Here is a 12,803-nt window from a genome sequence, read left to right as displayed (position 1 = left end):
GTCCTCCTTAGCTTTCTTTGCCTTCATAGTCTGCTTCGTTGCCAGCTGTGGAATCATCACCAGTGTTTTCTGCAGAAGCAGTGTTCTCTTCCGTGCTGAAAGCGTCTGAGACATCGAGGATCCGGTTACCCGAATCTACAGTGAGGTGCGCCCGCTCTTGGTATTCGCGCAACAGCTTGACGCGTGCTTCGCCACGCGGACGGCGGCCCGGCTGGATATCGCATGCCCCCACCTTGGAGTTCTGGATGAACACGTTCGGCTCTAGGGTCAGGCCCAACAAGTCGTTGGCGCCATCGCCGGCCACCTCGGTGGTCTCCGATTCTCCGTAGTGATACGGCAAGCCGATCTGGTGGAAGTCCTCACCATTGATGGTGAGCATCTCCATGCGGTCCGTCACCAAAACCTGAGCCTCGATGACGCCGCGCGGGGACACGATGGTGGCCCACTCGCCGTTGACCAATCCACGCTTGGCGGCCAGTTCCTTGTCCACCTCGCAGAAGAGCCCCGGCTGCAACTCCGCCAAGTAAGGCAGGCGGCGTGACATCGCGCCCGAGGTGTACATCTCCGTCAGACGGTAGGTGGAGAAGACAAACGGGAACACGTCCTCGCCCCGCTCCCCTGGCTCGGGGCGGGAAAGGTTGTCCGCGCGTTTGATAGTCAGGCGCGTCGGTGACTGCTGCTGCTTGTACAGCGCGTTGTGCACCGGTGATTCTTGCGGCTCGTAGTGAGTCGGCAGCGGTCCGTCGGACAGCCCCTTCGGCGCGAACAGCCAACCCAAGCCATCCGGCTGCATAATGAAGGGATCATCACCGTCCAGGGCGTCGGGGCCGACGGCGTCGACAGGCGCGACGTAGTCCGGGCGCTTGGTCACCGGGAAGTCCGGGACATCATCGCCGACCCACTTGCCCTGGTCCTCGTCCCACCAAATGTACTTCTTGCGCTCCGACCACGGAGTGCCATCCGGCTTGGCGGAGGCGCGGTTATACAGAATGCGGCGGTTGGCCGGCCAGACCCAACCCCAGTCGAGTGCTACTTCATTCTGCTCCGAACCCGGAACCTTCTTCGCGGCATGGTTGATACCGTCCTTGTACACGCCGGTGTAGATCCAGCAGCCGCCGGAGGTGGAACCGTCGGCCCGCATCTCCGTAAAGGCCGGCAAAAGCTGGCCCTTCTTAGGCCCATCAAGGTAGTAGCCGTTGATCTCACGCAGAATCTCATCCGAGCTTGGATCGCCGTGCTCATCCTCGGTGTAGTCCCAGGTGACAGACTTGATCGGCAGATCGCGCGGATCAGTTGAATCCGCGAGGCGCGCCCGAATCTTCTTGCCCAGCTGGTAGAAGAACCAGGCCTCACTGCGGGCCTGGCCCGGCGGCGGAGTCGCCTGGAAGCGCCACTGCACCATGCGCTGAGTCTGGGTAAAGGTTCCGGACTTCTCCACGTGCGTTGCCGCCGGCATGAGGAAGACCTCGGTGGCAATCTCCTCGGTCTTGAGCTCGCCGTTCTTGACTTCCGGCGAATCCTTCCAGAAACTTGCCGTTTCAATCTCCTGGAAATCGCGGACAACCAGCCACTTCAGCGAGGCGAGCCCGCGGCGCTGCATGCCGCCGTTGGACTGCGCCACCGCAGGGTTCTGGCCAAAGACAAAGTAGCCTTCCACCTCCTTGCGCAGCATGGCCAACAAGGTCTCATACGTCGAGTGCGCACCGGACAGGCGCGGCATGAGGTCAAAACCCCAGTTATTTTCCTTGGTTGCGGCGTCGCCCCAGTAGGACTTCATGAGCGAGACCGCGTAGTTCTCACCCAGCTGCCAGAAACCCTTCTGGTCTTCCTGCCGGAAGGAATCCAGGTAATCTTCCCAGGTCTCCTGATCCGCGTGCGGCATGGGCAGGTAGCCCGGCAGCGAGTTAAAGAGGGTCGGAATATCGGTCGATCCCTGAATCGAGGCGTGCCCGCGCAAAGCCATGATCCCCGAGCCAGGTCGGCCCACGTTGCCCATGAGCAGCTGCAGGATCGCCGCGGTACGGATGAACTGTGCACCCAGGGTGTGCTGGGTAAAGCCCAGCGCGTAGGCGAAGCACGTAGTGCGCTCCGGGGTGGAGTTCTGCGCAATCGAGTCCGCCAAGTAGTAGAAGTCCTCCGGCGAAATGCCACAGGTCTCTTCCACCATCTCCGGGGTGTAGCGCGAGTAGTGGCGCTTGAGAATCTGGAAGACCGTATTCGGATCCTCCAGCGTCATGTCCTTCTCCACGTTCCACGAGGAGCCCTCAGGCTTTCGCACGTACTGCCACGAGTCCGTGACATACTTGCCCTTCTCTGCGTCGTACCCGGAGAACAAGCCCTCCAAATCCTCGGTGTCCTGGAAATCCGGCGAGATGATCGACGCCGCGTTCGTGTAATTCACCACGTAATCGTGGAAATACAGGTCATTATCCAGCACGTACTTGATAATCGCGCCGAGCAGCACCACGTCCGTGCCTCCGCGAATGCCGATGTGGCGGTTCGCAAAGGCAGACGTACGTGTGTAGCGCGGATCCACGTGGATAATGCGCGCACCACGCTTCTTGGCTTCCACGACCCATTGGAATCCCACGGGGTGGCATTCCGCCATATTAGAACCCTCGATGACGATGCAGTCCGCATTCGCCATATCCTGCAGCGGTTGGGTTGCGCCGCCGCGGCCAAACGACGTTCCTAGACTAGGAACAGTGGCGGAGTGTCATATGCGCGCCTGGTTTTCCACCTGGATCGCGCCGGTGGCGGTAAACAGTTTCTTAATGAGGTAGTTCTCCTCATTATCTAGCGTCGCACCACCCAGGCCCGCAATGCCCATGGTGCGGTTGAGACGACGCCCGTGCTTATCGACGTCCTCCCAGTGCCTCGCGCGCGCCTCCACGAAACGGTCCGCGATCATATCCATCGCGGTTTCTTCGTCGAGCTCCTGCCATTCGGTGGCATAGGGCGCTCGGTACTTGATCGTGGTGATGCGTGTCGAGGAATTAATAAGCTGCTCAGAAGCAGAGCCCTTGGGACACAGGCGGCCGCGGGAAATCGGGGAATCTGGGTCGCCCTCGATTTGGATGACGCGGTCATCCTTGACATAAACGCGCTGAGAACAACCCACTGCGCAGTAGGGGCAGACCGACTGGACGACGCGGTCCGCGTCAACGGTGCGTCCGCGCAGGTCTTCACTCTTAGCCGACTGCGTGGACACGTCGCGGCCGAAGGCATCCTTGTTCCGGATTTGGCGCACAACGGGCCAATTCAGTGGGCTAAAACGTGACATGATTCAAACCTACTGGCTTGGCCTTGCGTTTTCCACCCTGTTCAAGACCAGAAAATACTGAACAAACCCAAAACGCGAAAAGCTGGAGCTTTGCAGCTCCAGCCTCTTAGCCCTTAACCGAGATTACTTGCGGGTCTCGGTGATGCCGTCGGTATCGATTTGCTCCTTGCGCAGATCCTCGGTGTGGGTCTCGGTGTCCTTGATGGTCTCCTTGGAAAGGTTAACCTTCTCCACCGGGACGGTCTTCTTCTCTACATTCACGCGCTCTTCGTGCAGGGTGACGGAGGCTTCCTCCGCGCCGTTATCACCGATGGTGCCGGTGTAGTTGGCAGCGTCAGCCTCGGAAATCGGGGTGCGCTCGACGCGAACCTCTTCGCGCTCAACCGGAACCTCGACAGTCTCGGTATCGGTCACGACGTACTTGCGCAGGCGCGCCTCGCCGGTGGCCACGCGCTCCTTGTTGACGTCCAAGCGCTCCTCGGAGCGGATAACCTCGCCCTCATTGTTGGTGAGGTTGCTGCTGGTAGCAGCAGTCTCATCCTTAGCGTGTGCACCTGCACCAGCACCGGCAACACCAGCGCCAGCTACGCCAGCACCGGCAACGCCAGCGCGCTCATCACGCTCGTCACGGTAGGTGGTTACGTCCTGTGCGTTCTCGAGGTCGTAGTGCTTGAAGATGTCCGCCTGCGCCTCAGGAGTCAGCGGCTTATCGGAGTCAAAATCCGGCGCGTTCTCGATGCGGTCCTTAGAGAAAGCCAGCTTGAGCTCATCACCGGTGAAATCGTGACCACGGAGCGGAACCAAGCTGGAGCTCATACCGAACAGACCGTGGTTGACCTCAACGAAAGTCGGCTGACCGGACTGCTCGTCGACGAAGACCTCCTTGACGGAGCCCAGCTTCTCGCCGGCCTTGTCGTATGCGGTTGCGTTAAACAGATCCTTGATGTTCTTACCCATTGTTTCTCTAAACCTTTCTACATTTGGTCTATATCTCGACAGCAAACGATAGCTTTCATCTTTACCCCCATAAATCCCAGGGGATTGGGGAACGATTTGCTATTTCGTTTGCGTTGACCCCCACCATACGGACGACACAACAATGCGCCACCGCCGCATCCCCTTCTTTTGTCAAAATCGCGCGTAGCCGCAGGTCATATTAGCTATAACGATTAGATTACAGCCTTTTTGAGCACTTCAAACGCCTGCCAGCCTAGCCCTACATTTCCTCCCCATATTCTAGAACGAAACATTAACGCACTAACTTGCGCCCGCAACGTAGCACCCAACAGCAACCCTCTACGTGACCCCTTACTACTTCCATAGACACAACCAACAAACATTAGCTACCCCCATCCCAACTTTCGGATTCATTAAATGGTCTACTCCCCCAATCGTCACACCGCCATACCTGAGTACCCTGAACACCATGAACCAAACTGAACACTTCGAGCTCAAAGTCCCCGGCGGCAAACTACTCGTCGTCGATCTCGATATTGACGCCGACAGCACCGTTACCGCAGCCAAGGTCTCTGGCGATTTCTTCCTCGAACCGGAAGAGGCCTACGAGGCACTAGCCCCAGCGCTGGTCGGCATCACTACTGCCACAAGCACCGAGGACATCCAGTCCCGCCTCGATGCCGCGCTTGCGCGAATCGATTCACCCGTAGCTCTCCACGGCTTTGATACCCATCACCTAGCTGTCACGGTCAAACGTGCGCTGTCAGGCGGTACCGACTTCACGGATCACAACTGGGAAATCTTGCGCCCAGGGGTTCTGCCCACCCCAGTCAACGTTGCCCTTGACGAAGTCCTCCTCAACGAAGTCGCTGAAGGAAAGCGTGGCCCCACTCTGCGCTTCTGGGAATGGGAAGACCGTGCCGTCGTGTTCGGTTCCTACCAGTCCTATGCCAATGAGTTGGACCAGGAGGGCGTCGACAAGCACGGCATCATTCCAGTACGCCGAATCTCCGGTGGTGGCGCAATGTTCATGGAGGGCGGCAATTGCGTGACTTATTCCCTGTACGCCCCAGACTCGCTCGTGGCCGGTTATTCCTACGAGGCTAGCTACGAGTACCTGGACCAATGGGTACTCGCGGCACTTGGCAAGCTTGGCGTCAATGCCTGGTACGTGCCGATTAATGACATCACGTCGGACGGCGGAAAGATTGGCGGTGCCGCCCAAAAGCGCCGGAAGGGCGCGGTGCTCCACCACACCACGATGAGCTATGACATCGACGCGGACAAGATGATGGAGGTCTTGCGCATCGGCAAGGTCAAGGTGTCTTCCAAGGGTCTAGCCAGCGCAAAGAAGCGCGTGGACCCGCTGCGCCGCCAAACCGGCGTGCCCCGCGAGGAAATCATCGAGACCATGGCACGCGAGTTCGCTACCCGCTACGGCGCCGTCGACGCCGAGCTTTCCGACGACTCCCTAGCCGCCGCCCGCCACCTCGTCGACACCAAGTTCCTCAACGATGAATGGACCAAGCGCATCCCATAATTTGCAGGGGAATTTCTGGGCAGCGTACGGTGTTACACGTTCTAGTGAACCGATCGGTATAACTTTACCGAACTAAATGGTCCATTTCTATACAACACTGTCTAGAAGGAAAATCTCGTGTCCGACACTTCCTCCCGCGCATCCTCGCGCACGCTGCCCTCGTGGGCCACCGGCTTTGGCGCCCAAGTCATCGCCGGCCTCATTATCGGCCTCATTCTCGGCTTCATCGCCTCCGGCATGGAGTCCTCGTGGCTCTCCGATACCTTGTCCGGCGTCGGCGGCGCGTACGTCCAATTGCTCAAAGTAATGGTCCCGCCGCTCATCTTCGCGGCCGTCGTCACCTCGGTTGCCAACCTGCGCAAGGTGGCTAACGCCGCCTCGCTGGCAATCTCCACCCTCGTATGGTTCGCCATTACGGCCTTCTTCTCCGTCTTGGCTGGCATTCTCGTTGCCCTCGTGATGAAGCCCGGAGTGGGCACAACTGTCGACGCCTCCACCGCCGCCGATCCTTCCAACGTTGGGTCCTGGACCGCCTTCCTCCAGCAACTCGTCCCCGCCAACTTCTTTGGACTCAAGGCTTCCCTGAGTGATGGCGAAGTCTCCCTCAGCTTCGGCGCCCTTCAGCTCCTTGTCATTTCTTTGGCTCTGGGCATCGCAGCGGTCAAGGCTGGCAAGGCAGCCGATCCCTTCCTGCGCTTTACCGAGTCCTTCCTCAAGGTCATCCAGGTGGTTCTCTGGTGGATCATTCGCCTCGCCCCGATTGGCACCGCCGCCCTCATCGGCAAAGCCGTGTCCACCTATGGCTGGGATGCGCTGAGCTCCTTGGGCAAGTTCGTCCTCGCGATGTATGTCGGGCTCGCCCTTGTCATTGTTGTGGTCTACCCTGCCGTCCTTGCTTTCAACCGCATTCCAATCATCGGCTTCTACAAGCGCGTATGGCCAGTATTCTCCCTCGGCTTCGTCACCCGTTCCTCCATGGGAGTCATGCCGGTTACCCAGCGCTTTACGGAGAGGGCCATGGGTGTGCCTCGCGAATACGCCTCCTTCGCCATCCCGCTCGGCGCTACCACGAAGATGGACGGCTGCGCCTCCGTTTACCCGGCTATCGCCGCCATCTTCATCGCTCAGTTCTACGGAATTGACCTTTCTCCGACCCAATACCTTCTCATCATCTTCGTTTCCGTCATTGGCTCCGCAGCTACTGCCGGCACGACAGGCGCCACCGTCATGTTGACACTGACGCTCTCCACGCTGGGCCTCCCGCTGGCAGGCGTCGGCCTCTTGCTCGCCATCGAGCCCATCATTGATATGGGCCGCACCGCCGTCAATGTCACCGGTCAGGCACTGTGTGCCACGATCGTAGCCAAGCGCGCCGGCATCCAAGACCAAGCAACCTGGGATGCTGCCGAGGGTGGCGTCAATGGCATCATGAACGCTGATGAGAACGAACGGGACAGCGTGAACGTTTAGGAATTAAGTGACGTGGAGCACACATAGTTTCTGTACGGTGGAAGCTATGTCCACGTCAACCCAAGCACCACCAGGCCCCGATTCCACACAACACCACAGCGCTATCAAAGCGTCCTTCATAGGAACCTTCATCGAATGGTTTGACTATGCGGCCTACATTTATATGTCGGCCATTATCTCCCGAGTCTTCTTCCCGGAGATGGAAGGGCGCCGCGCGCTCATCATGACATTCGCACTCTTTGCGCTTTCTTTCCTCGTCCGCCCGCTCGGCGGAATAGTGTGGGGACACTTTGGTGACAAACACGGACGAATTCAAACCCTGACGGTATCGATCACGATGATGTCACTAGCGACAGCCGTGATCGGCTTCCTCCCCAGCTACGAAACCATCGGATTCGCCGCCACCCTGCTGCTTCTACTTTCGCGCATGGTCCAAGGTTTCTCCGCGGCTGGCGAATATGCCGGTGCAGCCACGCACCTCGCAGAAATCGCCCCGACGCATAAGCGGGGCATTTACGCCGCAATCGTTCCTTCCGCCACAGCATCCGGCCTGCTATTGGGCTCCCTCATTGCGGCTTTACTCACCGGCGTACTCGACGACGATGCTCTCATTTCTTGGGGTTGGCGCGTCCCCTTCCTCATCGCACTACCTCTGGGCCTTTACGGCCTGTGGATTCGCCGCAACGCCGATGAGTCTTCCCGCTTTGAGAATCAAGATGACACGGAAGAATCCCCTCTTCGCGAGGTCATCAAATACCCCAAGGCCCTGGCAATCGCCTTCTCGGGCGCAGTTCTCAACGCCATCGGTTTCTATGTCATCCTGACTTACCTGCCGACCTATCTCTCCCAGGAGCTGGGCATGGCGGAGACACCTGCCTTCATTGCGTCGTCGGTCGCTTCCGCTTTCTATGTCGGCTTCGCACTTCTCACCGGCCTGCTATCGGACCGCCTGGGTCGCCGCACGACCATGCTGTGTGCTGCACTTTTCATGGGACTCTTCATTGTTCCTGCCTTCATGCTCCTGGACGGCGCTGGGATCCTCCTGGTCATCATCATCCAGGTGTGCCTCGGCGGCGTACTTGCGCTTAACGACGGCGTCCTCCCCTCCTTCCTCTCCGAACAGTTCCCCACCCATGTTCGCCTTTCCGGCTTTGCTCTCACCTTCAACACGGCAAACGCTGTCTTCGGCGGCACAGCGCCCATGATCGCCACTTGGCTCATTGACAAAACCGACAACCAACTCGCCCCGGCGTATTACCTTGTTGCCGCTGCGATTATCACCGGCGGAGGCGTTCTCTTCGCCTCCAAGCGGAATCGCCTAAAAGAGATCTAACCCACCGCCTCACTCTCCCCCTCCTGGTAGTAACTTCCATCAACGACCCACACTTGAGCTTCAGGCAGCGTCAATCGCCCGACCGCTAGCGATCCGAATTGTCGTTTCAGACGACGAGCAGGGCCGCACGAATTGACTTCCGGCCTGATGCCGCTGTACCAACCTGTCCTGATAGGCGGGCGCCTCGTTTGCCAGAAGATGGGCAAGGTTCCCTCTCCCCCTTGCTTTTTGGGAGTCCTCGGCCAGCTACGGGATCGTGCCTGGCCGGTCCTCGGTCGAGTTGTTGTCCGGAGTTGGTGTGCAGCAGTCGGGTTCCCCGCTTTGCCCGGGGCCCTCGCCTGTGGGCGGCGTTCCCTGTCTGATGCGCAGTCTCCTGCGCCGGTTGAGGGCGGCCAATGCCGATGCGAGCACCACGGCTGCGGCGAGGGCTGCGATCAGGGTGCTGTTGTCGCTGATCCAGGCGCTGGCGGCGGCTGACCATACGGCGAGGCTGTTGGCCTGTGCGGTTCCGCCGGTGGCGGCGGGATACCAATACCAGCTGAGGTAGGCGCCGGTTATGGTGAGGATGAAGGCGGCGATGCGGTTGCTGTGCTTGGCCAGGCCGGTGATTCTTCGCCCGAGGGCGGCCCCGGCGATGGCCGTGCCTGCCGAAACGAGCATCAGGACAGTGGCCGAGCCTGCGGCGTAGGCGGCGAAGACCGCGAGCAGCCCGGCGTAGCTGGCGACGGCCTGGGCTTGGGCGATCACGGCCAGGAGCACCCCGAGGGTGCAGCCGAGGGATGCTGCGGCGTATCCGATCCCGAAGGCCACCATGCGCCCGGTTTTGTGACCTGCCCCTGCGGCTTCTTGTGTGCGGGGTTTCTTGGCCCAGGCCGGCAGACGGAGCCGTGGTGTGAGTCCGGTGAGCATGGCCAGGCCCAGCAGGAGAAGGATCACCCCGGTGGCCATTCCCAGCCAGGGCGCTGCGCTGATCAGGGTCCTGGCGCCCGCGCTGACGATCAGCCCGAAGGCTGCCAGGGTCCCGGCGAAGCCGAGGCTGAGCGCGAGCCCGGCCCGGAGCCCGTGGGCCAGACGCAGCGCGAGCGGGCGCGTCCGGGCGTCCCCGATGGTCTGGGCTATCCAGGCGGGCAGGAGGGCGAAACCTCAGGGATTGACCGGGGCAATCATTCCAGCGGCGAAGGCCAGGGCAAGCAGGGCTGTCATTGGGCACCGGCCTTGGTGAGTTCTTCTTGGATCTTTTCCGCAGACGGGTCGGTGGCCCGGAAGGTAACGTCGCCCTTCGCGTCGACCACCACCAGGGTGCTTATGGAGGTGACCTTGTACTGGGTGGTCAGTGTGGCCTCGGTGTCGATGACGGCAGGGAGCTCAGGGGCCTTGATGTAATCGCGGAATCCGTTGATGGTCTCCTTCGGTTCTCGGGGGTCCACGTCCACCAGGAGGTAGTCGGCCGAGCTTCCCAGGGCCGTGGAGGCCTTGTTCAGGGAATCGGCCCCTTCCGCACACTCACCGCATCCGGCAGAGAAGAAGAACAGTGCTGCGGGCTTACCGTCCGGGATGGTCCGGGTAGTGCCGTCAATGTCGGAGACCGTAACAGCAACGGCACCGGCCGCGTCGGGCGACGAACCGCCTGGCGCGGCCGACGGGCCGCTCGGTGAGCTGGCGCAGGCGGTTGTCAGTGCCATGACGCTGCCAGAAACAGGGCGGAGGCGAGGTGCCTGGGCCGGGGAACGGACAGAGAACGGCGGGATCTCGGGTATGTCATGGTGTCTGGTGGTTCCTTCCAGGAATGGGGATGGGGACTCAGGCGGTGCCGTGGTCGGTGCGGTGGTGCTCGGGGACAACAGATAGGTGAGGGCCTGGTCGGTGGCGGTCAGGGCATTCCTTTGCTTCGGTAGTGGGGGCTGGAGCTCAGGCGCAGCAGGAGAGCTCGGAGACGTCGGTGGTGAAGCCCTTGGCGGCGATCCTGATGCCCTCGGTCATCGTCAGGTAGGGGCTCCAGGCGGCGGCGACCTGCGCGGTGGTCATGCCCGCTTCGAGGATGTAGACGCCGGCGGCGGCGATTTCCCCGGCGTCCTTGGCCACCGCGGAGAGGCCCAGGATCCGTCCGGTGTCGCGGTCCGCGACAACCTTGATGAAGCCGCGGGTGTCGCGGTTGACCACGGCTCGCGGCACGTACTCCAGGGGGAGGACCCGGCACTCGCAGCTGATCCCGGCGGCGACAGCTTCCTTTTCCGTCATCCCGACCGCCCCGATGGCGGGACTGGTGAAGGTGACCCGGGGCAGGTGCCGGTAGTCGACCTCGGCCAGGGCATCGGTGAACGCATTGTCCACGGCCAAGGCGCCGTGGGCCGCTGCGACGTAAACGAACTCCCGATGGCCGGTCGCGTCCCCGGCGGCCCAAACCCGCGGGTTGGACGTGGCCAGGCGGGAATCGACCACGATCTCGCCGGATGCGCCGGTCTTCACCCCGACGGCGTCAAGGTCCAGTCCCTCGGTCACCGGGCGGCGGCCCAGTGCCACGAGGATGCGGGAAGCGCGGAACACCTCCTCGCCCCCGGCCACGTTTGCCGTCACCGAGACCCCGTCCGGGCCGGAGGCCACGGAGTCGGCCATGGCCCGCCGGACCACCCGGATCCCCTCGTCGGCGAACACCCCCGCCAACGCCTTGGATGCCTCCGGTTCCTCCTGCGAGGCCAACCGGGAACGGACCAGCATGGTCACCCGGGAGCCCAGCCGGGAGAAAAGCTGTGCCATCTCCAGGGCAACATAGCCTCCGCCCAGGATCAGCATTGATTCGGGCACCTCGTCCAGTTCCATCGCCGTCGTCGAGGTCAGGTACCCGGCCTCGGCCAGTCCGGGAACGGGCGGCACGTAGGGTGCGGAGCCAGTGGCCACGAGGTAGTGCCCGGCCTCGATCGTTCTCACTGCACCATCCGGGGAGATCACCCGGAGCAGCGGTGCGTCCTGGGTTCCGGTGAACGACGCGTCCCCCGAGATCATCGTCCACCCGTAGTCCGCGGCCAGATCGACGTACTTCTCCGTGCGCATGCTTTCAACCAGCGCGGCCTTGCCCTGAATCAGGGCCGGCATGTCCACCGGGCCCGCCGAGGCCGCCACCCCAGGGAAGCGGGCCGAATCCAACGCCACGTGGCGGGCCTCCGCGGCAGCCAGGAGCGCCTTCGACGGGACGCAGCCCGTGTTCACACATGTCCCGCCCACGGTGCCGCGCTCCACCATCACGACGCGCTTGCCCAGTCCGGTGGCCCGGATCGCGGCCGCAAACGCTCCGCCGCCGGAACCAATAATCGCCAGATCGAACTTTTCGTTTGTCATTCCAGATGTCTCTTCCCTGTGGTTCAAAAGTTCCTATGGAACCATTGTGAACCTTCCAGTACAATGGAAGGTCAAGTGTGGTGGCCATTGGAAGGGGAATCGGCGAACATGAGGATCGGACAGCTTGCGGAAGCAACCGGAACCACGACCAAGACCCTGCGGTTCTACGAGGAGTCGGGGCTGCTCCCTCCGGCCGAGCGATTGGCCTCCGGCTATCGGGACTACGCCGAGGATGCCGTGGGTCGGGTCGGGTTCATCCACCGGGGCCAGGCCGCCGGGCTGACCCTCGCCCAGATCCGCCAGATCCTCGACATCCGCGACGGCGGCCAGGCGCCCTGCGAGCACGTGCGCGACCTGCTTGACGTGCGCCTCGCTGAGATCGAGCAGCAGATCGCGCAGCTCTCCGTGCTGCGCGACACTATCGCGGACCTCAGACAGGACGCCGCACACCCGGACCCTGAAACGTGCAGCACCGATCAAGTGTGTAGGTACTTGTAATCCAATTGGGCACACCTCCTTAGCAACCACGCTATGCGAGAGTTGCAGCTCGACGAGAGCCAGGATGACAGGATTAACCGCCAGGAGCTATCTATAAATAGGGACTATTTCTTACCTGGAAGTAACATTTTGGCGGTTGAAGATAATACCTTTGGTGCATTTTGAGCCAAAGTAAAAATAGTCCCCTACGGGAAGACGGAAATAAGACAGTTCCCGGTGGACAAGAACAGTCTTCGCGAGCAGGTAGTTGGTGGGCCCTTGCGTTCATAATTCTGTGCACCATCACCACCATGATCGACAGGCGAAAACCAGGTTCTTCGGGTGGGTTGGCCCGCCTTCGGCCCAGTTGTGTCGGTAATCCAACTGGCTGAGAAAAGCAGGCTCGCCAC

At 61.2% G+C, this 12,803-nt stretch carries 8 protein-coding genes and 1 pseudogene; 4 read left to right on the top strand and 5 right to left on the bottom strand.

Annotation, left to right across the window (positions count from 1 at the left end):
- Positions 1-7 precede the first annotated feature (7 nt).
- Positions 8-3,283, bottom strand: a complete 3,276-nt coding sequence (gene fdnG / locus HMPREF2807_RS00510; RefSeq protein WP_232745308.1) for a formate dehydrogenase-N subunit alpha — start codon at positions 3,281-3,283, stop codon at positions 8-10.
- A gap of 123 nt (positions 3,284-3,406) precedes the next feature.
- Complete coding sequence (locus tag HMPREF2807_RS00500) at positions 3,407-4,240, bottom strand: PRC and DUF2382 domain-containing protein (protein ID WP_046648257.1); 834 nt, start codon at positions 4,238-4,240, stop codon at positions 3,407-3,409.
- A gap of 469 nt (positions 4,241-4,709) precedes the next feature.
- Between HMPREF2807_RS00500 and HMPREF2807_RS00495 the strand changes: the two genes are divergently transcribed.
- The 3 genes from HMPREF2807_RS00495 to HMPREF2807_RS00485 all read left to right on the top strand — a co-directional run bounded on the left by HMPREF2807_RS00495 (position 4,710) and on the right by HMPREF2807_RS00485 (position 8,583).
- On the top strand, positions 4,710-5,780 hold the full coding sequence (locus tag HMPREF2807_RS00495; RefSeq protein WP_070509598.1) for a lipoate--protein ligase family protein: 1,071 nt from the start codon (positions 4,710-4,712) through the stop codon (positions 5,778-5,780).
- A gap of 117 nt (positions 5,781-5,897) precedes the next feature.
- Positions 5,898-7,250, top strand: a complete 1,353-nt coding sequence (locus HMPREF2807_RS00490) for a dicarboxylate/amino acid:cation symporter (RefSeq protein WP_070509596.1) — start codon at positions 5,898-5,900, stop codon at positions 7,248-7,250.
- A 46-nt stretch (positions 7,251-7,296) separates the two neighbouring features.
- Positions 7,297-8,583 (top strand): MFS transporter, encoded by a 1,287-nt coding sequence (locus tag HMPREF2807_RS00485; RefSeq protein WP_070509652.1) that lies wholly within the window; start codon positions 7,297-7,299, stop codon positions 8,581-8,583.
- 246 nt (positions 8,584-8,829) lie between these two features.
- On the opposite strand, the pseudogene HMPREF2807_RS00480 reads toward HMPREF2807_RS00485, so the two are convergent.
- The 3 genes and pseudogenes from HMPREF2807_RS00480 to merA form a co-directional block, all read right to left on the bottom strand.
- Positions 8,830-9,786: pseudogene (locus HMPREF2807_RS00480) on the bottom strand (cytochrome c biogenesis CcdA family protein).
- Positions 9,783-10,265, bottom strand: coding sequence for a TlpA family protein disulfide reductase (locus HMPREF2807_RS00475; RefSeq protein WP_070509594.1), 483 nt, complete (start codon positions 10,263-10,265; stop codon positions 9,783-9,785). Before HMPREF2807_RS00475 ends, HMPREF2807_RS00480 begins: the two are co-directional and overlap by 4 nt.
- 226 nt (positions 10,266-10,491) lie before the next feature.
- Positions 10,492-11,916, bottom strand: coding sequence for a mercury(II) reductase (gene merA, locus HMPREF2807_RS00470; RefSeq protein ID WP_070509592.1), 1,425 nt, complete (start codon positions 11,914-11,916; stop codon positions 10,492-10,494).
- Positions 11,917-12,024: 108 nt separating this feature from the next.
- Here merA and HMPREF2807_RS00465 point away from each other — a divergent pair, with 108 nt between their 5' ends.
- The gene (locus HMPREF2807_RS00465) at positions 12,025-12,414 is read left to right on the top strand and encodes a heavy metal-responsive transcriptional regulator (protein WP_004601215.1); all 390 of its coding nucleotides are present in this window, start codon (positions 12,025-12,027) and stop codon (positions 12,412-12,414) included.
- Positions 12,415-12,803: the final 389 nt, after the last annotated feature.

It is taken from the genome of Corynebacterium sp. HMSC074A09, from assembly GCF_001811545.1.
In the GTDB taxonomy this organism is placed as follows: domain Bacteria; phylum Actinomycetota; class Actinomycetes; order Mycobacteriales; family Mycobacteriaceae; genus Corynebacterium; species Corynebacterium hiratae.
Note: the sequence above shows the minus strand (reverse complement) of the source record. Positions and strands in the feature narration are given on the sequence as shown.

Coding starts and splice junctions, on each gene's coding strand:
- merA (WP_070509592.1), bottom strand. CDS start 11,916: ATGACAAACGAAAAGTTCGATCTGGCGATTATTGGTTCCGGCGGCGGA.
- HMPREF2807_RS00485 (WP_070509652.1), top strand. CDS start 7,297: ATGTCCACGTCAACCCAAGCACCACCAGGCCCCGATTCCACACAACAC.
- HMPREF2807_RS00500 (WP_046648257.1), bottom strand. CDS start 4,240: ATGGGTAAGAACATCAAGGATCTGTTTAACGCAACCGCATACGACAAG.
- HMPREF2807_RS00495 (WP_070509598.1), top strand. CDS start 4,710: ATGAACCAAACTGAACACTTCGAGCTCAAAGTCCCCGGCGGCAAACTA.
- HMPREF2807_RS00475 (WP_070509594.1), bottom strand. CDS start 10,265: ATGGCACTGACAACCGCCTGCGCCAGCTCACCGAGCGGCCCGTCGGCC.
- HMPREF2807_RS00465 (WP_004601215.1), top strand. CDS start 12,025: ATGAGGATCGGACAGCTTGCGGAAGCAACCGGAACCACGACCAAGACC.